This window comes from Mycobacterium sp., assembly GCF_044223235.1.
GTDB lineage: Bacteria > Actinomycetota > Actinomycetes > Mycobacteriales > Mycobacteriaceae > Mycobacterium.
The window spans coordinates 511,762-530,541 of the sequence record NZ_JBGAME010000001.1 but is presented as its reverse complement, the minus strand read 5'-3'; the positions used below and the strand labels follow the sequence as shown (position 1 = coordinate 530,541).

19 protein-coding genes and 1 pseudogene are annotated in these 18,780 nt (G+C 68.9%); 15 read left to right on the top strand and 5 right to left on the bottom strand.

Translation table 11 applies throughout. The features are described 5' to 3' along the window. The first annotated feature begins 40 nt into the window (after positions 1–40). The 9 genes from murC to ADBZ6K_RS02305 all read left to right on the top strand — a co-directional run bounded on the left by murC (position 41) and on the right by ADBZ6K_RS02305 (position 8,070). Positions 41–1,471 (top strand): UDP-N-acetylmuramate--L-alanine ligase, encoded by a 1,431-nt coding sequence (gene murC, locus ADBZ6K_RS02345; RefSeq protein WP_526344359.1) that lies wholly within the window; start codon positions 41–43, stop codon positions 1,469–1,471. After that, positions 1,468–2,415, top strand: coding sequence for a cell division protein FtsQ/DivIB (locus ADBZ6K_RS02340; RefSeq protein ID WP_526344193.1), 948 nt, complete (start codon positions 1,468–1,470; stop codon positions 2,413–2,415). The genes murC and ADBZ6K_RS02340 overlap by 4 nt, the downstream gene beginning before the upstream one ends. A 263-nt stretch (positions 2,416–2,678) precedes the next feature. After that, positions 2,679–3,839, top strand: coding sequence for a cell division protein FtsZ (ftsZ, locus tag ADBZ6K_RS02335; RefSeq protein ID WP_526344192.1), 1,161 nt, complete (start codon positions 2,679–2,681; stop codon positions 3,837–3,839). Between the two features lie 41 nt (positions 3,840–3,880). After that, entirely contained in the window at positions 3,881–4,597 is a 717-nt protein-coding gene (gene pgeF, locus ADBZ6K_RS02330; RefSeq protein WP_526344191.1) for a peptidoglycan editing factor PgeF, read from the top strand. Positions 4,598–4,604: 7 nt separating this feature from the next. After that, on the top strand, positions 4,605–5,357 hold the full coding sequence (locus ADBZ6K_RS02325; protein ID WP_526344190.1) for a YggS family pyridoxal phosphate-dependent enzyme: 753 nt from the start codon (positions 4,605–4,607) through the stop codon (positions 5,355–5,357). A 55-nt stretch (positions 5,358–5,412) separates the two neighbouring features. Then, positions 5,413–6,057 (top strand): cell division protein SepF, encoded by a 645-nt coding sequence (locus tag ADBZ6K_RS02320; protein WP_526344189.1) that lies wholly within the window; start codon positions 5,413–5,415, stop codon positions 6,055–6,057. Between the two features lie 141 nt (positions 6,058–6,198). Continuing rightward, entirely contained in the window at positions 6,199–6,489 is a 291-nt protein-coding gene (locus ADBZ6K_RS02315) for a YggT family protein (protein WP_526344188.1), read from the top strand. Between the two features lie 268 nt (positions 6,490–6,757). Continuing rightward, complete coding sequence (wag31, locus tag ADBZ6K_RS02310; RefSeq protein WP_526344187.1) at positions 6,758–7,573, top strand: DivIVA-like cell division protein Wag31; 816 nt, start codon at positions 6,758–6,760, stop codon at positions 7,571–7,573. A 20-nt stretch (positions 7,574–7,593) separates the two neighbouring features. Further along, entirely contained in the window at positions 7,594–8,070 is a 477-nt protein-coding gene (locus ADBZ6K_RS02305; RefSeq protein ID WP_526344186.1) for a hypothetical protein, read from the top strand. A 30-nt stretch (positions 8,071–8,100) separates the two neighbouring features. On the opposite strand, the gene ADBZ6K_RS02300 is transcribed toward ADBZ6K_RS02305, so the two are convergent. Beyond that, entirely contained in the window at positions 8,101–8,781 is a 681-nt protein-coding gene (locus ADBZ6K_RS02300; protein WP_526344185.1) for a phosphoribosyltransferase, read from the bottom strand. 150 nt (positions 8,782–8,931) lie between these two features. Here ADBZ6K_RS02300 and ADBZ6K_RS02295 point away from each other — a divergent pair, with 150 nt between their 5' ends. Continuing rightward, entirely contained in the window at positions 8,932–10,281 is a 1,350-nt protein-coding gene (locus tag ADBZ6K_RS02295) for a TIGR01777 family oxidoreductase (protein WP_526344184.1), read from the top strand. On the opposite strand, the pseudogene ADBZ6K_RS02290 reads toward ADBZ6K_RS02295, so the two are convergent. Beyond that, a pseudogene (locus ADBZ6K_RS02290) lies at positions 10,263–10,732 on the bottom strand (hypothetical protein). The gene ADBZ6K_RS02295 and the pseudogene ADBZ6K_RS02290 sit on opposite strands and share 19 nt — an antisense overlap. A gap of 67 nt (positions 10,733–10,799) precedes the next feature. Next, positions 10,800–12,035 carry a serine hydrolase domain-containing protein gene (locus tag ADBZ6K_RS02285; protein ID WP_526344183.1) on the bottom strand — a complete coding sequence of 412 codons (1,236 nt, stop codon included), beginning with the start codon at positions 12,033–12,035 and terminating at the stop codon, positions 10,800–10,802. A 61-nt stretch (positions 12,036–12,096) separates the two neighbouring features. Here ADBZ6K_RS02285 and ADBZ6K_RS02280 point away from each other — a divergent pair, with 61 nt between their 5' ends. Further along, the gene (locus tag ADBZ6K_RS02280) at positions 12,097–12,507 is read left to right on the top strand and encodes a DUF2784 family protein (RefSeq protein WP_526344182.1); all 411 of its coding nucleotides are present in this window, start codon (positions 12,097–12,099) and stop codon (positions 12,505–12,507) included. Here the strand turns inward: ADBZ6K_RS02280 and ADBZ6K_RS02275 are convergent. Continuing rightward, positions 12,489–13,160, bottom strand: coding sequence for a response regulator (locus tag ADBZ6K_RS02275; protein WP_526344181.1), 672 nt, complete (start codon positions 13,158–13,160; stop codon positions 12,489–12,491). The genes ADBZ6K_RS02280 and ADBZ6K_RS02275 overlap by 19 nt on opposite strands. Next, entirely contained in the window at positions 13,153–14,796 is a 1,644-nt protein-coding gene (locus tag ADBZ6K_RS02270; RefSeq protein WP_526344180.1) for a sensor histidine kinase, read from the bottom strand. The genes ADBZ6K_RS02275 and ADBZ6K_RS02270 overlap by 8 nt, the downstream gene beginning before the upstream one ends. 191 nt (positions 14,797–14,987) lie before the next feature. On the opposite strand from ADBZ6K_RS02270, the gene ADBZ6K_RS02265 reads away from it, so the two are divergent. The 4 genes from ADBZ6K_RS02265 to ADBZ6K_RS02250 are packed head-to-tail and all read left to right on the top strand — an operon-like array spanning position 14,988 to position 18,452. After that, a complete protein-coding gene (locus tag ADBZ6K_RS02265) occupies positions 14,988–15,935 on the top strand; it encodes a Bug family tripartite tricarboxylate transporter substrate binding protein (protein WP_526344179.1) in 948 nt (315 codons plus the stop codon). Further along, complete coding sequence (locus ADBZ6K_RS02260; RefSeq protein ID WP_526344178.1) at positions 15,932–16,450, top strand: tripartite tricarboxylate transporter TctB family protein; 519 nt, start codon at positions 15,932–15,934, stop codon at positions 16,448–16,450. Before ADBZ6K_RS02265 ends, ADBZ6K_RS02260 begins: the two co-directional genes overlap by 4 nt. Then, entirely contained in the window at positions 16,450–18,066 is a 1,617-nt protein-coding gene (locus ADBZ6K_RS02255; RefSeq protein ID WP_526344177.1) for a tripartite tricarboxylate transporter permease, read from the top strand. The genes ADBZ6K_RS02260 and ADBZ6K_RS02255 overlap by 1 nt, the downstream gene beginning before the upstream one ends. Then, positions 18,063–18,452 carry a universal stress protein gene (locus ADBZ6K_RS02250; RefSeq protein WP_526344176.1) on the top strand — a complete coding sequence of 130 codons (390 nt, stop codon included), beginning with the start codon at positions 18,063–18,065 and terminating at the stop codon, positions 18,450–18,452. The genes ADBZ6K_RS02255 and ADBZ6K_RS02250 overlap by 4 nt, the downstream gene beginning before the upstream one ends. The last annotated feature ends 328 nt before the right edge of the window (positions 18,453–18,780 follow it).

The window sequence follows — 18,780 nt, the reverse complement described above, 5'->3', positions numbered from 1 at the left end:
GAGACATCGTGGGCTGCCCGCCGAACTGGAGCGGGTGCACATGGTCGGCATCGGTGGCGCCGGCATGTCGGGGGTGGCGCGCATCCTGCTGGACCGCGGCGCGCTGGTGTCGGGTTCGGACGCCAAGGAGTCCCGCGGAGTGGTCGCGCTGCGGGCCCGGGGCGCGTTGATCCGCATCGGCCACGACGCATCGTCGCTCGACCTGCTGCCCGGGGGCCCGACGGCGGTCGTCACCACGCACGCGGCCATCCCCAAGACCAATCCCGAACTCGTCGAGGCGCGTAAACGGGGTATCCCGGTGATCCTGCGCCCCGCCGTGCTGGCGAAGTTGATGTCCGGATACACCACGGTGATGGTGACCGGGACGGCCGGTAAGACCACCACGACGTCGATGGTGATCGTGGCGTTGCAGCACAGCGGTTTCGACCCGTCGTTCGCGGTAGGAGGCGACCTCGGCGAGGCCGGCACCAACGCGCACCACGGGAGCGGCACCTGTTTCGTCGCTGAGGCCGACGAGAGTGACGGCTCGTTGGTGCAGTACCGGCCCGATATCGCCGTGGTGACCAATATCGACGCCGACCACCTCGACTTCTTCGGCAGTGAACAGGCATACGTCGACGTGTTCGACGCGTTCATCGAGCGTCTGGAACCCGGTGGCGTGGCAGTGGTTTGCGTCGATGATCCGGGGGCCGCTGCCTTCGCCGAACGCACTGCCGCACTCGGGATCCGGGTGCTTCGCTATGGCAGCGTCGAGGGAACCGGCGAGCCTCCCGATCTGGCAGGCGCGCTGCTGGACTGGCGGCAGCACGGCACCAGCGCCGTAGCCACGGTGCAGTTGGCGGGGGAGTTCGTTCCCCGGACCATGCGACTTGCGGTGCCCGGCCGACACATGGCCCTCAACGCACTGGCGGCGCTGCTGGCGGCGGTCCAGGTCGGCGCAGAACCGGATGTCGTGCTCGAGGCCTTGGCCGCGTTCGACGGTGTGCGGCGCCGGTTCGAGTTGGTCGGCAGCGCGGCGGGTGTCCGTGTTTTCGATGACTACGCCCATCACCCGACGAAGGTCGCGGCCGCGCTCACGGCCGTGAGTGCGATTGCGAAGGAATCGGGCGGCCGCGCCATCGTGGTCTTCCAGCCCCATCTGTATTCGCGGACACAGACTTTCGCCGCACAATTCGGAGCGGCGCTGGACATCGCCGACCTCGTCTTCGTGCTGGATGTGTACGCAGCTCGTGAGCAGCCGATCGCCGGGGTGAGCGGTGCGACGATCGCGGAAGCGGTCTCGGCGCCGGTCACCTACGTCCCGGACTTCTCGGCGGTGGCCGGGCGGGTGGCCGTGGTCGCCGAACCCGGCGATGTCGTCGTCACGATGGGTGCGGGCGACGTCACCATGCTCGGCAAGGAGATCCTGTCCGAGCTGCAGGTCAAGGCGAATCGCAGCGCACCGGGCCGCTCCGGGGCGGGGTCGCAGTGAACGGGCCGGCGCCGGTGCCGGGTGACGAGTTGGGCACGGATGCGCAGCCGGCCGCCGGAACCGACACCCCGACGCCGGCGGCAGCCGAGGGCTCCGACCCCGCCGCCGAGACCGCCGCGCCGGGCGACGTCGAGGGTCCGCGGCGCCGCGCCCGCCGCGAACGCGAGGAGCGGCGGGCCGCCAAGGCCAGGGCGATGGCCATCGAGGAGGCGCGCAGGGAGGCCAAGCGGCGCGCCGCACTGATCCAGGGCCGCGAATCCGCCGCCTCGACCCGCCGGGTGGTCCGGGGCCTGAAGGTGCTGATGTGGTCGGCGCTGGCCAGTGTGGTGGCCGTCGCGTTGGGCCTCGTCCTCTATTTCACGCCGATCATGTCCGCGCGCGGCGTCGTGGTCACCGGTCTCGCGGCGATACCCCAGGATGAGGTCGTCGCGGCCGCCGCGGTCACGCCTGGTACGCCGCTGCTGCAGATCGACACCGACGCGGTCGCCGAACGGGTGGCCACGATCCGGCGCGTCGCCAGTGCCCGAGTGCAACGCGATTATCCGTCGGCGGTGCGGATCACCGTTGTTGAGCGCGTCCCGGTGGTGGTCAAGGACTATCCCGACGGCCCGCACCTGTTCGACCGCGACGGGGTGGACTTCGCGACCGAGCCGCCGCCGCCCACGCTGCCGTACCTGGATGCCGACAACCCGGGTCCGAGCGACCCGCCGACCAAGGCCGCGCTGCAGGTGATGACGGCGCTGCCGCCGGACGTGGCCGCGCAGATCGGCAGGATCGCCGCCCCCTCGGTGGCCTCGATCACGCTGACCATGACCGACGGCAGGGTCGTGGTGTGGGGGACCACCGATCGCACCCCGGAGAAGGCGCTGAAACTGGCGGCGCTGCTGACCCAGCCGGGGCGCACCTACGACGTGTCGAGCCCGGATTTGCCGACCGTCAAGTAGCGCGGCGCAGGCGGATGCCGGAAACCCGGCGAAACTCTCAAAATTTCTTCGCGCCGACGTCGGCGCGCCTGCCTGGATACGCCGTGGGATCGCCCTACCGTTCTGGTTGCGCGGAACTACTTGACATAACTCTAAGCCTGTGGTTGAGGTTGAGAGTTTGCAGGGGTTCTAGGGCCATCAGGGTCAGGGGTTTCGCGTCACGACTGGCAACCCGTGCAGAAGGCGACCGCTGAATGAGCACCCAGCGCGAAGAAGGGACGATCATGACCCCCCCGCATAACTACCTCGCCGTGATCAAGGTGGTCGGCATCGGCGGCGGCGGCGTCAATGCCGTCAACCGGATGATCGAGCAGGGCCTCAAGGGCGTGGAGTTCATCGCCATCAACACCGACGCGCAGGCGCTGTTGATGAGCGATGCCGATGTCAAGCTCGACGTCGGGCGCGACTCCACCCGCGGCCTCGGCGCAGGTGCCGACCCCGAGGTCGGCCGCAAGGCCGCCGAGGACGCCAAGGACGACATCGAGGAGCTGCTCCGCGGCGCCGACATGGTGTTCGTCACCGCCGGTGAGGGCGGCGGCACCGGCACCGGCGGCGCGCCGGTGGTGGCGTCGATCGCCCGCAAGCTCGGCGCGCTGACCGTCGGCGTGGTGACGCGCCCGTTCTCCTTCGAGGGCAAACGGCGCGGCAATCAGGCGGAGGCGGGCATCCAGGCGCTGCGCGAGAGCTGCGACACGCTGATCGTCATCCCCAACGACCGGCTGCTGCAGATGGGCGACGCCGCGGTGTCGCTGATGGACGCGTTCCGCAGCGCCGACGAGGTGCTGCTCAACGGTGTGCAGGGCATCACCGACCTGATCACCACGCCCGGCCTGATCAACGTCGACTTCGCCGATGTCAAGGGCATCATGAGCGGAGCGGGTACGGCGCTGATGGGTATCGGCGCCGCGCGCGGTGACGGCCGGGCGCTCAAGGCCGCCGAGATCGCGATCAACTCGCCGCTGCTGGAGGCGTCGATGGAAGGTGCGCAGGGCGTGCTGATGTCGATCGCCGGCGGCAGCGACCTCGGCCTGTTCGAGATCAACGAGGCCGCGTCGCTCGTGCAGGACTCCGCGCACCCCGAGGCCAACATCATCTTCGGTACGGTCATCGACGACTCGCTGGGCGACGAGGTGCGGGTGACGGTGATCGCCGCGGGCTTCGACTCGGCTGGGCCGAACCGCAAACCGGTGACCAACTCCCCGAGCAGCAGCCACACCCAGCCGATCGCGCCCGCTCGCGCAGGACGGGTGACGACGTCGCTGTTCGATCCGGCCGACGCCGCCAGCGTGCCCGTGCACACCAACGGGGCGACGGTCAGCATCGGCGGCGATGACGGCGGTATCTCCGACGATGATGTGGATGTGCCGCCGTTCATGAGGCACTGAGCCCACGTCGCCGCGGCGATACCGGCCCGGATACTGGGACCGTGAGCATTCGTGTGCGGCGCGTGAGCACCACGCGCGCCGGCGGTGTGTCCGCGCCGCCGTTCGACACCTTCAATCTCGGCGACCACGTCGGCGACGATCCCGCTGCCGTCGCGGCGAACCGTAAGCGGCTCGCCGCGGCGCTCGGCCTGCCCGATGACGGCGTCGTCTGGATGAATCAGGTCCACGGCAACCGGGTGGCGGTGGTCGACGAAACCGACGGGGCCGCCCGGGAACCCGTGGACGGCGCCGACGGTCTGGTCACCACCTCGCGCCGCCTCGCGCTCGCGGTGGTGACCGCCGACTGCGTGCCTGTGCTGCTGGCCGATGCCCGTGCCGGGGTGGTCGCGGCGGTGCACGCCGGGCGGGTTGGTGCGCAGAACGGGGTGGTGCTGCGCGCGGTCGAGACGATGCTCGGCGTCGGCGCCCATGCCGCCGACATCTCGGTGCTGCTCGGCCCGGCCGTCAGCGGACGCAACTACGAGGTGCCCGAGGCGATGGCCGCCGAGGTGGAGGCTGCCCTGCCCGGCAGCCGCACCACGACGTCGCGGGGCAGCGCCGGCCTTGATCTGCGGGCCGGGATCGCCAGGCAGCTCACGGGATTGGGGATCACGGCCATCGACGTCGACCCGCGGTGCACGGTCGCCGACCGCAACCTGTTCAGCCACCGCCGCGATGCCCCGACCGGGCGCCTGGCGTCGCTGGTGTGGATGGAGTGACCCGCCTATGTCGACGGTCAGGGAGGCGGAACTCGCGGAGGCCCTCTCCGCGGTGCGGGGCAGGCTTGTCGCGGCCGCCGATGCGGCAGGCCGTGACGTGGACGACGTCCAGCTGCTGCCGATCACGAAGTTCTTTCCCGCCACCGACGTCGTCGTGCTGCACCGCCTCGGATGTCGGGATTTCGGCGAATCCCGGGAGCAGGAAGCGTCGAAGAAGGTGGCCGACGTCGGTGCGGCGCTGGGATCCGCGGCGCGTGAGGCGGCCATTCGCTGGCATATGGTCGGTCGGATCCAGCGCAACAAGGCCCGCGCGATCGCGCGCTGGGCGTATGCCGCGCACTCGGTGGACAGCGCCAAGGTGGTGACCGCCCTCGACCGTGCCGCCGTTCACGCCATCGCAGACGGTTCGCGTGCCCAACCACTGCTCGTTTACATCCAGGTCAGCCTAGACGGCGACGTGGAACGCGGCGGCGTCGATGTGGCCAGGCCGGACCTGGTCGACAAGCTGTGCGCGGCCGTCGACGGCGCCGAGGGGCTGCAGTTGGCCGGGTTGATGGGGATTCCGCCGCGGGGCGCCGATCCCGACGAGGCCTTCGCGCGTTTGCAGGACGAGCAGCACCGGGTACAGCGGGACTATCAGCAGCGGCTCGGGTTGTCGGCCGGAATGTCCGGTGACCTCGAGGCGGCGGTGAAACACGGTTCCACATGTGTGCGTGTCGGTACCGCTCTATTGGGACAGCGCCCGCTAACGTCACCCTGAGTAGTCACTCCAGTCACATCTTCATCACAGACACCAAGCTTGAGAGGGTCCAGCGATGAGCACATTGCACAAGGTCAAGGCCTACTTCGGTATGGCGCCGATGGAGGACTACGACGACGAGTATTACGAGGACGAGGACCGCGGCACCGCCCGCAGCGGCTATCCGCGTCGTCAGCGCGAGGAGCGCTTCGAGGAGGACGGCTACCCCGATCGGGGCACCCGCGGCTACGAGGCGCGTGAGTACGAAGACCAGTCCACCTACCGCGCCGGCTACCACGATGAGCCGCGATACGACCGGATGCGGCCGAGCCGCGACTTCGACCGCGCCGCTCCGCGGCTGGGTGCGCTGCGCGGCTCGACGCGCGGGGCCCTGGCGATGGATCCGCGGCGGATGGCGATGTTGTTCGAGGAGGGCAGTCCACTGTCGAAGATCACTACGCTGCGTCCCAAGGATTACAGCGAGGCGCGCACCATCGGCGAGCGGTTCCGCGACGGCACCCCGGTCATCATGGACCTGGTGTCGATGGACAACGCGGACGCCAAGCGGCTGGTGGACTTCGCCGCGGGGCTTGCGTTCGCGCTGCGCGGCTCGTTCGACAAGGTGGCGACGAAGGTGTTCCTGCTGTCGCCGGCCGACGTCGACGTCACCGCCGAGGAGCGCAGGCGCATCGCCGAGGCCGGCTTCCACGCCTATCAATAGGGCCGGATCGGCGGCGCAGCCACTCCCACGCCGGGCCAGGTAGGCTGACGGCGTCGCGGCGCGGGCCGGCTCGGCTCCGGCGACGCCCGGCGTCTGTCTGTATGGAATGTCACACATCTGCCCGTAGTGAGGTCGGCTCAGTTGGCCCTGTTCTTCGAGATCCTGGGTTTCGCGCTGTTCGTGTTCTGGCTGCTGTTGATCGCACGAGTCGTGGTCGAGTTCATTCGATCCTTCAGCCGTGAGTGGCGCCCCAAGGGTGTGACGGTGGTGATCCTGGAGATCATCATGACGGTGACCGATCCGCCCGTGAAGCTGCTGCGGCGGATCATTCCGCAGCTCACGATAGGCGCGGTGCGGCTGGATCTGTCCATCATGGTGCTCCTTCTGCTCGCGTTCATCGGGATGCAGCTGGCATTCAGCGCCGCCGTCTGATCGCCGGCATCCGGTCGCTGAGCAGGCGCGGAGATCCTGATTTCGACACCCGGGTTGCCGGGGCGGGGGATGGCGGGCACTTGGCCGGCGAACGCCCGGGAACGCTGCTGAACACCGGAGAACCGAGGCAACAGCTCGAAATTGGGCCTATATTTCGCCCTCGACTGCAACCGCCGGGTCTGGTGTGACAGGATGGGCGCCAGTTGCGTTCCTGCAAGGCTCTACACTTTGAGATCGGTTGACGGTCCAGACTCCAAGGGGGCAGACGATGCCGCTCACACCAGCCGACGTCCACAATGTCGCGTTCAGCAAGCCGCCCATCGGCAAGCGGGGCTACAACGAGGACGAGGTCGACGCCTTCCTCGATTTGGTTGAGAACGAGCTGACCCGGCTCATCGAAGAGAACACCGATCTGCGCCAGCGCGTTGCCGAGTTGGATCAAGAGCTCGGCGGGACTGGAGTCGCCCAGCCGACGCAGACCCTTCCTCGCTATGAGGCAGAGGACGAAGTAGAAGAAGAGCACGAGGAAGCCGAGCCGGCGCAACCCGTATATGAGGCGCCCGCCGCACCCGCAGTGTCCAGCCAGGACCAGGCGATGCGGGCGGCCAAGGTGCTCAGCCTGGCCCAGGACACCGCCGACAGGTTGACCAATACCGCCAAGGCCGACTCGGAGAAATTGCTGGCCGACGCCCGCGCCCAGGCCGACGCCTTGGTGACCGAGGCCCGCAAGACCGCGGAGACCACGGTCGCCGACGCCCGCGAGCGCGCGGACGCGATGCTGTCGGATGCGCAGTCGCGCTCCGAGGCGCAGTTGCGTCAGGCGCAGGAGAAGGCCGACGCCCTCCAGGCGGATGCCGAACGCAAGCACTCCGAGATCATGGGAACCATCAACCAGCAGCGCACGGTGCTCGAGGGCCGGTTGGAGCAGCTGCGCACCTTCGAGCGGGAATACCGCACCCGGCTCAAGACCTACCTGGAATCGCAGCTCGAGGAACTCGGTCAGCGCGGCTCGGCCGCCCCGGTCGATTCCAGCGCCAACAGCGACAGTGGCGGGTTCAACCAGTTCAACCGCGGGAACAACTGACCCGAGCCAGGTTCTGACCCATGCTGATCGTCGCGCTCGTCCTGGCCGTGATCGGTTTGGCGGCTCTGGTGACCGCCGTCGTCACCAGCAACGAGGTGGTCGCGTGGGTGTGCATCGCCGCCAGCGTGATCGGGGTTCTGCTGCTGATCGTCGACGCATTGCGTGAGCGAGCCAGGCGGGACGCTGCCGGGGCAACCGGGGTAATAGCCGCGGCCGACCCCGGTGAGATACACGCCACGACAGACGCCACGACCGACGAGCCGGCGGATGAGTTTGAGTCCGACGAGCAGTTCGACGAGAACTATCCCGACGAGGAACCCGCCACCGAGCAGTCCCCCGAGGACATCGCGCCTGAGGCCGAGGCCCAGATTCAGGCCGAGACTAAGACCGAGGCCGAGGCTAAGACCGAGGCCGAGACCGAGGGCCAGGCTGACGCCGGCGAAGAGCCTGAGGCCGAAACCGGCGACGAACCGGCCGGCGAGACCAGCAACCGCTGAAATCCGTTCCGCACCAACAGTATCGGGGGGTCATTCCACCGTGGGTGCCTCCAGGAGTGCACGCACCTCGTCGTCGCTGACCTGATGGAAGTCGGCGAACACCTGACCGACGGCGTCGAAGCCGGCGGGCATCGAGACACACACCACGTCGTCGGCCTCGGCGGCAAGCTGGCGACACGCCGTCGGCGGTCCCACCGGCACCGCGACGACAATCCTCGCCGGACCGCCGGCCCGGATCGCGCGGATGGCCGCCAGCATGCTGGCGCCGGTGGCCACACCGTCGTCGACGAGGATCACCGTTCTACCCGCGACGGCGACGGGCGCGCGGTCGCCTCGGTAGGCGCGCTCGCGCCTGTCCAGTTCGGCGGTTTCACGTTCGATCGCGGCGCGCAGATCCTCTGCGGACAGGCCGAGGTTGGAGACAAGGCGATCGTTGACGACCACGCCGCCGCCGGTCGCCAGCGCGCCCATCGCCAACTCCTCCCACTGCGGCACGCCCAACTTGCGGACCAGAAACACCTCGAGTGGTGCGCCGAGCGCGGCCGCGACCTCCCAACCGACCGGAACACCGCCCCTGGCCAGCCCGAGCACCAACAGACCGTCGGTACCCCGGTAGCTCGCGAGGTGCTCAGCAAGTACCCGACCGGCCTCCCGCCGGTCGGCGAACGTGCGCCGGACGCTTCGCCGCGCCAATCCGCTCCATCCGCTCATCGCAATCGATTCCCAGCATCGGGGATTCCCAGCGTACGACCCAGGGTTATCCCGCAGCGGCCGATCCGGTCATCTCGGGCGGTTGAGCCCACACAGTGGGTACCCCCATAACCCGGAGGCAATCCAGCAGGTCATCACAGGAGGGAACCAGTGGGTATCGAGTATGAGAGCGTGGTTGATCACCCCCTGTCGGAGGTGTGGGCGTGGCACGCCAGGCCGGGGGCGCTGACCCGGTTGCTGCCGCCGTGGCAGCCGATGACGGTGGTGTCGGAATCGACGTCGCTGGCCGATGGACGCGCGGTGCTTGGGCTTCCGGGCGGGCTGCGCTGGGTCGCGCGCCACGACCCCGCCGGCTACCGTCCGCCACACCGATTCGTCGACGCGCTCGCGCCCGCGGGGCCGCTGGGCCGGGTCCTGACGTCGGTCGGAGGATGGCGGCACACCCACGACTTCACCGACGAGGGGCCGCGCACCCGGGTGGGCGATCACGTCGACACCGCGGTGCCCGCCGCGGCGCTGACCTCGACGTTCAACTACCGTCACCGCCAGCTTGCCGACGACCTGGCGGCCCATCGCGACGCCGCCGCCGCAGGCGCGATGCCCATGACGGTTGCCCTCACCGGAGCCTCCGGGTTGGTCGGCACCGCGCTGAGCGCGTTCCTGACCACCGGTGGACACCGGGTGATCAGGCTGGTACGCCGGCCCGGGCAAACTCCCGACGAGCGGCAGTGGGATCCCGACGACCCGGCGCCGGACCTGTTCGACGGTGTCGACGCGGTGGTGCATCTTGCCGGTGCGTCGATCGCGGGCCGGTTCACCGACGGGCACAAGGCCGCGATCCGTGACAGCCGGATCGGTCCGACGCGGCGGATGGCCGAGGTCCTCGCCGCGGCGGGGGATGGGCCCCGCACGTTCGTCTGCGCGTCGGCGATCGGCTTTTACGGATTCGACCGCCCCGACCCGCCGCTGGACGAGGACGCCGGCCGCGGCGACGGATTCCTGGCCGACGTGGTGGCCGACTGGGAAGCGGCGACCGCTCCGGCCGCCGATGCCGGGCTGCGGGTGGTCAACGTCCGTACCGGGATCGTGCAGGCCGCGGCGGGCGGCACCTTGCGGTTGTTTCGACCTCTGTTCAGTGTCGGGCTGGGCGGCCGGCTCGGCAGCGGGCGGCAGTGGCTGTCCTGGATCGGAGTCGACGACCTGGTCGACATCTACCATCGCGCGCTGTGGGACAGCCGGCTGACGGGCCCGGTGAACGCGGTCGCACCCGAACCGGTGCGCAACGCCGACTACACGGCGGTGCTGGCGCGGGTGCTGCATCGGCCCGCGCTGCTTCCGGTGCCGTCGCTGGGTCCCCGGCTGCTACTCGGAGATCAGGGTGCGCGTGAGCTGGCCGAGGCCGACCAGCGGGTGATCCCGGCCCGGCTGGCCACGGTAGGACACCGATTCCGCCATCCCCGCATCGACGATGCGCTGGCCCATCAGCTCGGCCGCGGCTGACGGGCAACGTGGTCGAGGAACCCACGCACCAGAGCGCGCCGCGCTGTCGCGGAGTTCGTCTGTCCGGGAACGTCATTCATCGTGGTGCAGGACCGCGCCCGCCGCCTCGCCGTCGCGGTCCTCGGCCAGCCACAGCTCCAGCAGCTCGCGGTCGACCTCGGGGTGGAACTGCAGTCCCATGGTGCGGCCGAGGACGAACGCCTGTGACGCGTTGCTGGTCCTGGCGAGTTCGAAGCACACACCGAGCAGCCCGACACCGGCCTGGGCCGCGTCGCGCATCATCTGCATCTCGGCGTGCCAACCAGCTGCGGCGCAGCGCGTCGTCGTACACCGCCCAGCGCGCCCCGAGCGGAACGATCACGTCATCGCGGGCCGGGCCGGGAAACGTCACGTCGAGCAGCACCTCCGTCGCGAGATGCTCGTTGTAGACGAACAACACCCTGGGCGCCACCGGACTCCTTCGCACCGCTTCTCTTCGAGGGCCTGGCCGGCCGCACCCGACGTTACGTCAGCGGCAGTTACTTCGCCGGCGGCTCCGGCGGGGCATCGTCGGGGACGAGTTCGCGCCCGATCGCGCGGAACAGCGCCTCGGACCGGTTGGTGTAACCGCCCTCGGTGTCGAAGGCCTCCGGTGCGAAGGTGACCGCGACGGCGATCGCGAGCTTCTTGGCGGGCAGGTACGCTTCGGTCGCCGCGTAGCCGGCGAACATCGGGTTCTGCAACAACCAGTTCCCGGAGATCACGATCCCCAGCCCGTAGGTATAGCCCAGCCCCTGGGGTGCGCAGGTGGGGCAGCCGGGCTGGGCGTGCGTCTTACCGCGCAGGTCGGTGGACACCATCTTCCGGTAGGAGTCCGGCGAGAGCAGCTTGCCCGAACCGATCCCCACCGCGGTGGCCTCCAAATCGTAGATGTTCGACGTCTGGATGGCGCCGTGCGTGATGGTCCACGACGGGTTCCAGAAGCTGGATTCCTCGTAGAACGGGGTGTCCCTGGGAATCCCGAGGAACGCGCGGCGTTCGGAGGTGAACGCGTGCAGCGCCGGCCCGGGAATCGCCGCGGTCAGCGACGCGGCCGTATTCGTCAGCCCGAGGGGCCGCAACACCTTGTCGGACAACAACTTCGATATGTCCTGGCCGGTCGCCTGCTCGATCGCCAGCCCGAGGAGCAGGTAGTTGGTGTGGGCGTAGTTCCAGTTGGTGCCGGGCTCGTAGAGCAGTTGTTCGGGCGTCGCGTAGCGCAGCAGCTCGTCGGTTGTCCACGCGCGGAACGGATCCGCGTTGACGGCGTCGGCGAACGCGTCATTGCCGATCACGTAGTCGCGGTATCCCGAGGTCATCTGGGCCAGCTGGCCGAGCGTGACCCGGTCGGCGTTGGGGAAGTCGGGCAACCACGTCGACAGTGTGTCGTCCAGCCGTAGCTTGTTCTCCTGGGCCAGGATCAGTAGCAGCGTCGCCACGTAGGAGATCGCGACGGCGCCGTTGCGGAAGTGCATGCCGGTGGTGGCGGGCACGCCGGTCATGGAGTCACCGACGGCCTCGGTGACCACCTCGGTGCCGTCCTCGGTGACCCGCACGATCACCGATCGCAGGTGATCCCCGGCCATCGCGTCGTGCACGATGGTCATCACCTTCTCCGCGCGCGGATCGGGCGCTTGCTGGGTGGGTGATTCCGGTGCCACGGCGGCCGGAACACAGCCCGTCACCACGCACGCGACGGCGACGACGAGTGCCGCAATGTGCCTGGCCGTGGTCATGGTTGATCTTGGCAGAGCTGCGCGCCGGGGGTGAGCGGCTTGACTAGGATGGCAACCGAGCATGCACGATCCGGTCCTCATCGCCTACGTGTTCACCGTCGGCATCGCCGTGGCGGCGCATTTCGCATTCCTCGGCTATCTGGTGGCGGGCGGGTTTCTCGCGTGGCGCTGGCCGCGCACCTTCTGGATGCACCTGATCGCGGTGTCGTGGGGAATCGCCGGTATCGCCATGACTCTGCCCTGCCCGCTCACGTCGCTGGAGCGGTGGGCCCGCGCGGGCGCGGGAATGCCTCCGCTGCCCGCCGACGGATTCATCGCGCACTACCTCACCGGCGTGTTCTACCCGGCTCATCTCGCCGTGGCCGTTCAGGTCGTCGTGTTCGCGCTCGTGCTGGTGTCGTGGGCCGTGGCCGCGCGGCGAGCCGCGGACCGACACGGCGGTGCCGTCAGGGCTCAGCGCGCCGAGCGGTAGCGGCGTTCGGGTCTGCCCACCCCGTACTGCAGCCGCAGTTCCAGCGCGCCCGTCTGCAGGTAGTGCTCGAGGTAGCGGCGCGCGCTCACCCGGGAAATGCCGACCAGGTCGGCACATTCGGCGGCCGACACCTCCCCGGCGCCGCGGACCGCGTCGAGCACCAGCTGGCCCGTCTCGGCGCCGAGCCCCTTCGGCAGCACCTGCCTGCGTGGCGCGCCCGCCCCCGGCGCGCCGAACAGTGAGTCGATCAGCGACTGGTCGGCGCCCCGATCGGACAGCAGCGCCTCGGCCCTGGCGGCGAAGGCCTCGAGTTTGGCCCGCAGCTGGGGGAACTCGAACGGTTTGATGAGATAGTCGGCGGCGCCGCCGTGCAGCGCGCCGCTGACGGTGTCCAGTTCGCGGGCCGCGGTGATCATGATGACCCCGACGGCCTCACCCGCCGATCGCAGCCGGCGCAGCACCTCCAGACCCGTCATGTCGGGCAGGTAGACGTCGAGCAGGATCAGGTCGGGCCGCAGGTCCTGGGCCGCGGTCAGCGCATCGGCGCCGGTGCGCGCGACGCCGACGGCGCGGAAGCCCTCGACGGCGTCGACGAATCGGCGGTGGATCTCGGCGACCATGAAATCGTCGTCGACGACGAGCACGTCACGCATGGGCGGCCGCCGTCCCGGCCGGGACCGCGCCCGGCCCGGTGTGTGGCAGCCGCACCACGAACAGGGCGCCGCCGGTCGGACCGTCGGTGATGTCGACGGTGCCGCCGTGTTGTGCGGTGACCAGCCGAACCAGCGCAAGGCCGATGCCGCGGCCGCCGGACACGTCGGGTTTGGAGGTCACCCCCCGCGCGAAGATCGCCTCCCGAAGGTGGTGCGGCACACCGGGACCGGAGTCGGCGACGGAAAGGACCAGTCCCGCGTCGTCGTTGATGCGCACGGTCACCCGGGCCTGGCCCGCGCCCACCGATACGTCCACGGCGTTGTCGATCAGGTTGCCGAGCACGGTGATCACGTCGGTCGCGACGGCCGGGCCGAGTGCGCTCAGCCGCGACTCGGGCGCGATCGCGAGGGTCACCCCGCTCTCGGCCGCCAGTGTCGTCTTGGCGATCAGCAGCGCCGATACCGCGGGATCGGAGATGCGTTGTGTCACAGCGTCACTGATCTCGGCGCGGCGGCGGGTCAGGGCGCCGATCAGATCGCGCACGGCGTCGAACTCGCCCAGCTGCACCAACCCGGAGATGGTGTGCAGCTGGTTGGCGAACTCGTGGGTCTGGGCGCGCAGGGTGTCGGTGACACTCTTGTGCGACGACAATTGGCCCTGCAGCGCCGCCAGTTCGGTGCTGTCGCGCATCGTGGTGACCGTACCGATGCGCTGGCCCTGACTCGTCGCCGGGCGACGGCTCAGCGCCAGCACCCGGGTGCGGGTCGCGATGACCACGTCGCGGCCGTCCTCGCCCGACAGCAGGAACTCCACGACCGCCGGGTCGAGGCCGACGCGGTCGGCCCGCCTGCCCACCGCGGCGGGGGAGACTTCGAGCAGTTCGTGGGCGCTGTCGTTGAGCAACGTGATGTCCCCTTCGTTGTTGACCGCGACGACGCCTTCACGGATGCTGTGCAGCAACGCTTCCCGGTGGTCGGCGAGGCTGGCGATCTCGGCGATCTCCAGGCCGCGGGTGTGGCGTTTGATCCGGCGCGACAGCAGCCAGGACGTGAGCAGACCCAGTGCGGCGCCAAGCCCGAGATAGAACAGCAGGCGTTCCCCCGCACCGGCGAGCAACTCCCACACCGACGGATAACCCTCGCCGACCGACACGATGGCCAGCGTGGCGCCATCGGTGCCCAGGATCGGTACCTGCCCGATCAGGCTGTGCTCCCCGTCGACGTCGCCGTCACCGAACCATGCGCGGCCCTCGTCGGCGGTGCTGGCGCGCAGATCGACGCGCTGGCCGATCCGGGAGGGGTCCGATGATGCGCGCACCACACCTTGCGGGTCGAGGATCTCCGCGAAGTCGGCGCCCGAGAGCGCGACCGCCCGGTCCACGTCGGGCGCGAGCACCCGCCAGGCGTAGGGGTCGGCGTAACGGTCGCGGATGATCGGGGTGGACGCCATGTTCTCCGCCACCGCGATCAGCCGCTGCCCGCGGACCTCGCGGAACTCGCGGGTGGACTGCGCCACTGAGACCGCCGCAACGGCGATCAGCACCACACCCACCACCAGCAGCTGGAACAGCAGGAACTGGCCGGCCAGGCTACGCAGCCGTAGCAGCCGTACCGCCGGTGACCACCACGAGGTCATTTTCGAGTCATGTCCGCATCGTGTTCAAAACGACCAATACTTCCTTTGCGTACTAATCAGTGACCTAGCTCACGCTCTGGGTTCAGTATTGCTGAGCATCACAAATCTGTGAGTGGGAGTGTGACGTGACAACGACAGTGACAAAACCTCTAATTCGACACCGACGATACAAACTGGTCAGCGGCTTGGTGATGGCCGTCATCGCGGCGCTGCTGCTGACCTCGTGCGGGGTGACTCGCAATGACAACACGGGGCTACACCGGCTGCGAATGATGGTGCCCAACAGCCCCGGCGGCGGATACGACCTCACCGCGCGTACCGCGATCAAGATCATGGAAGACGAGGGCATCACCGGCCGCGTCGAGGTCTTCAACGTCATCGGTGCCGGCGGCACGGTCGCCATGGCCCGGCTGATGAACGAGCGGGGCAACGGCGACCTGATGATGATGATGGGCCTCGGCGTGGTCGGGGCCACCTTCACCAACGGGTCCAAGGCGAGGGCGTCCGACGCCACCGCACTGGCCCGCATGGTGCAGGAGCAGGAAGGCATCCTGGTTCCCGGGGATTCCCCGTTCAAGACGGTCGACGACTTCGTGGCGGCATGGAAGGCCGATCCCTCGAAGGTGACCATCGGCGGCGGATCGTCACCGGGCGGCCCGGACCACCTGTTCCCGATGGAGACCGCACGAGCGGCCGGGGTCAACCCGTCCGAGGTCAACTACGTCTCCTACGACGGCGGCGGTGATCTGCTGACCGCGCTGCTCGGTAAGAAGATCGCGGCGGGCACCTCGGGGCTCGGCGAGTACGTCGACCAGATCGAGGCGGGCCAGGTCCGCGTGCTGGCCGTGTCCGGAGACGAGCGGGTGGAGGGCGTCGACGCGCCCACCCTGACCGAGGCCGGCATCGACCTGACGTTCACCAACTGGCGGGGCATCATCGCCCCGCCCGGCATTGCGGAGGAAGACCGCGCAGCGATGGTGCAGATCCTCGAGAAGCTCCACGCCACGGACGCCTGGAAGGAGGCGCTGGTGAAGAACGGCTGGACCGACGCGTTCATGACCGGACCGGAATTCGAGCAGTTCCTGAAAGAGCAGGACAACCGCGTCGAGACGACGCTGACCGATTTGGGCCTGGTGTGAGCGCCCCGGCCCCAACGGCCGAGGTGAAGGCTCGGCCCGACTACGCGCAATTCGTCGTCTGCGTCGTGATGGTGCTCGTCGGCGCTTTCGTGATCTTCGACGCGGTGACCATGCCCGGCGGCTATGCGAAGGTGGATCCCGTTGGGCCACGGATGTTCCCGATCGTCATCGGGGTCGGACTGCTGCTCATGTCGGTCGTGATGGCGGTGGCGATCCTGCGCGGGTCGCGGGGCGAACCCGAGGGCGGCGAGGACATCGACCTGGACGAACCGAGCGACTGGCGAACCGTCATGCTGCTCGTCGCGTTGTTCGTCGCCGTCATCATCGGTGTCCAGCCGCTCGGCTGGGCCATCATGGGGGCGGTGCTGTTCGCCGGTGCCGCGACGATTCTGGGTAGCAAGCACTACGTCCGCAACGTCGCGATCGGCGCGTTGCTGGCCGTGGGCAGCTTCTACGCGTTCTACTCCGGGCTCGGAATCCCGTTGCCCGCAGGCATTCTGGACGGGATTCTGTAATGGGTAACTTCGAATGGCTACTTCAGGGGTTCGCCGAAGCTGCCACCCCGATGAACCTGCTCTACGCGGTGATCGGTGTGCTGCTCGGCACCGCGGTGGGTGTGCTGCCCGGCATCGGGCCGGCGATGACGGTGGCGCTGCTGCTGCCGATCACCTACAACGTCAGCCCCAGCGCGGCGTTCATTATGTTCGCGGGCATCTTCTACGGCGGTATGTACGGTGGGTCGACGACGTCGATCCTGCTCAACACGCCGGGGGAATCGTCCTCGGTGATCACGGCCATCGAGGGCAACAGGATGGCCAAGGCGGGCCGAGCCGCACAGGCGTTGGCCACGGCGGCAATTGGGTCGTTCGTGGCAGGTGCCATCGGCACCATGCTGCTGGCGGCGTTCGCCCCCGCGGTGTCGCGGTTCGCGGTCACCCTGGGCGCGCCGTCCTACCTGGCGATCATGCTGTTCGCGCTGGTGGCCGTCACCGCGGTGCTCGGTGCTTCCAAGATGCGCGGGCTGACCTCACTGCTGCTCGGCCTGGCGATCGGCCTGGTCGGCATCGACTCGTTGACCGGTCAGCCGCGCGCCACCTTCGGGTTGCCGCAGCTGTCCGACGGCATCGACATCGTGGTGATCGCGGTCGCGATCTTCGCGCTCGGTGAGGCGCTGTGGGTCGCGGCCCATCTGCGCAGGCGTCCGACCGACGTCATTCCGGTCGGGCGGCCGTGGATGAGCAAGTCGGACTGGAGCCGGTCGTGGAAGCCGTGGCTGCGCGGCACCGCTTACGGCTTTCCGTTCGGGGCGCTGCCCGCCGGTGGCGCCGAGCTGCCGACGTTCCTGTCCTATGTGACCGAGCGCAAGCTGTCCAAGCATCCCGAGGAGTTCGGCAAGGGCGCCATCGAGGGTGTGGCGGGGCCAGAGGCCGCCAACAACGCCTCGGCGGCGGGCACCCTGGTGCCGATGCTGTCGCTGGGTCTGCCCACCAACGCCACCGCGGCGGTGATGCTGACCGCGTTCGTGTCCTATGGCATCCAGCCCGGCCCGACGCTGTTCGACAAGGAACCGCTGCTGATCTGGACGCTGATCGCGAGCCTGTTCATCGGCAACTTCCTGCTGCTGGTGCTCAACCTGCCGCTGGCGCCGCTGTGGGCCAAGCTGCTGCGCACCCCGCGGCCGTATCTCTACGCAGGCATCCTGTTCTTCGCGACACTGGGTGCGCTCGCCGTCAACATCGCCCCGCTGGATCTGGCACTGCTGTTGGTGTTCGGTCTGCTCGGCCTGATGATGCGCCGGTTCGGGCTGCCGATCCTGCCGCTGATCATCGGTGTGATCCTCGGCCCGCGTATCGAGCGTCAGCTGCGGCAGAGCCTGCAGCTCGGCGGCGGTGACTGGGGCAGCCTTTTCACCGAGCCGGTGGCGATCGTCACCTACATCGCCATGGCGCTGCTGATAGCGTTGCCGTTGATCCTGAAGCTCTTCCACCGGCCGGAGCCCGACATCATCCACGCGGCTCCGGAGGACTTCCCACCGCTCGACCACGAGGGACATGTCATCGGCGGCAACGGTGCCGCGCCGGCGGATGTCAGCGTTGGAGACAATGCGCCGGAAGAAACGAGAAAGCCATGATCGTCGTCGGATACACCGCCGACCGCTTTGGGCACGCCGCGCTCGATCACGCGATCGACGAGGCCAAGCTGCGGGAGACCAGCCTGCTGGTGATCAACTCCACCGAGGGCAATTCCTACGTCGACAACCGGTTCGCCGGTGCAGGCGAGGTCTACGACGTGGAGACCAGGCTGGCGGCGTGCGGGGTGGAGTTCGAACTCGCACAGCCCGTGGGTGTCGGCGCCGCCGACCAGCTGCTGGCGGCAATGGACCGCCCGGATGCCGATCTGCTGGTCATCGGCATCCGGCACCGCAACCCGGTGGGCAAGCTGCTGATGGGCAGCGTCGCTCAGCACGTGCTCCTGGAGTGCCCGAAGCCGGTGCTGGCGGTCAAACCCCCCGACTGATCCCACGCCACACACCGCGAAAGTGCGTCCAGATCGGGTTCTCGAACGAATTCACGATCTGGACGCACACTCGATTGCTGGGCGGCTCAGCGTGAGATCAGTTGCAGCCAGCGACGCATCACCAGATCCGCGAGGTTCCGGGTCTGCTGTTCGACGGCGTTGATCTCCTCGACGAGCGCATCGACGGCGTCCGCACCCAGCGTCGTCTCCAGGGCCGATCGGTATTCGTCGATCCGCAGCCACTGCAGGGCCAGCGCCGAGTCAGTCTCGGCGCGGCTCCGAAGCGAGCCTGGACGTACTCATCGGCCAACACGCTACCCGCGCGCAC

Coding starts and splice junctions, on each gene's coding strand:
- ADBZ6K_RS02320 (WP_526344189.1), top strand. CDS start 5,413: ATGAGCACATTGCACAAGGTCAAGGCCTACTTCGGTATGGCGCCGATG.
- ADBZ6K_RS02255 (WP_526344177.1), top strand. CDS start 16,450: ATGGGTAACTTCGAATGGCTACTTCAGGGGTTCGCCGAAGCTGCCACC.
- ADBZ6K_RS02280 (WP_526344182.1), top strand. CDS start 12,097: ATGCACGATCCGGTCCTCATCGCCTACGTGTTCACCGTCGGCATCGCC.
- ADBZ6K_RS02250 (WP_526344176.1), top strand. CDS start 18,063: ATGATCGTCGTCGGATACACCGCCGACCGCTTTGGGCACGCCGCGCTC.
- ADBZ6K_RS02305 (WP_526344186.1), top strand. CDS start 7,594: ATGCTGATCGTCGCGCTCGTCCTGGCCGTGATCGGTTTGGCGGCTCTG.
- ADBZ6K_RS02265 (WP_526344179.1), top strand. CDS start 14,988: ATGGCCGTCATCGCGGCGCTGCTGCTGACCTCGTGCGGGGTGACTCGC.
- ADBZ6K_RS02300 (WP_526344185.1), bottom strand. CDS start 8,781: ATGAGCGGATGGAGCGGATTGGCGCGGCGAAGCGTCCGGCGCACGTTC.
- ftsZ (WP_526344192.1), top strand. CDS start 2,679: ATGACCCCCCCGCATAACTACCTCGCCGTGATCAAGGTGGTCGGCATC.
- wag31 (WP_526344187.1), top strand. CDS start 6,758: ATGCCGCTCACACCAGCCGACGTCCACAATGTCGCGTTCAGCAAGCCG.
- ADBZ6K_RS02270 (WP_526344180.1), bottom strand. CDS start 14,796: ATGACCTCGTGGTGGTCACCGGCGGTACGGCTGCTACGGCTGCGTAGC.
- ADBZ6K_RS02275 (WP_526344181.1), bottom strand. CDS start 13,160: ATGCGTGACGTGCTCGTCGTCGACGACGATTTCATGGTCGCCGAGATC.
- ADBZ6K_RS02325 (WP_526344190.1), top strand. CDS start 4,605: ATGTCGACGGTCAGGGAGGCGGAACTCGCGGAGGCCCTCTCCGCGGTG.
- murC (WP_526344359.1), top strand. CDS start 41: ATGGTCGGCATCGGTGGCGCCGGCATGTCGGGGGTGGCGCGCATCCTG.
- ADBZ6K_RS02285 (WP_526344183.1), bottom strand. CDS start 12,035: ATGACCACGGCCAGGCACATTGCGGCACTCGTCGTCGCCGTCGCGTGC.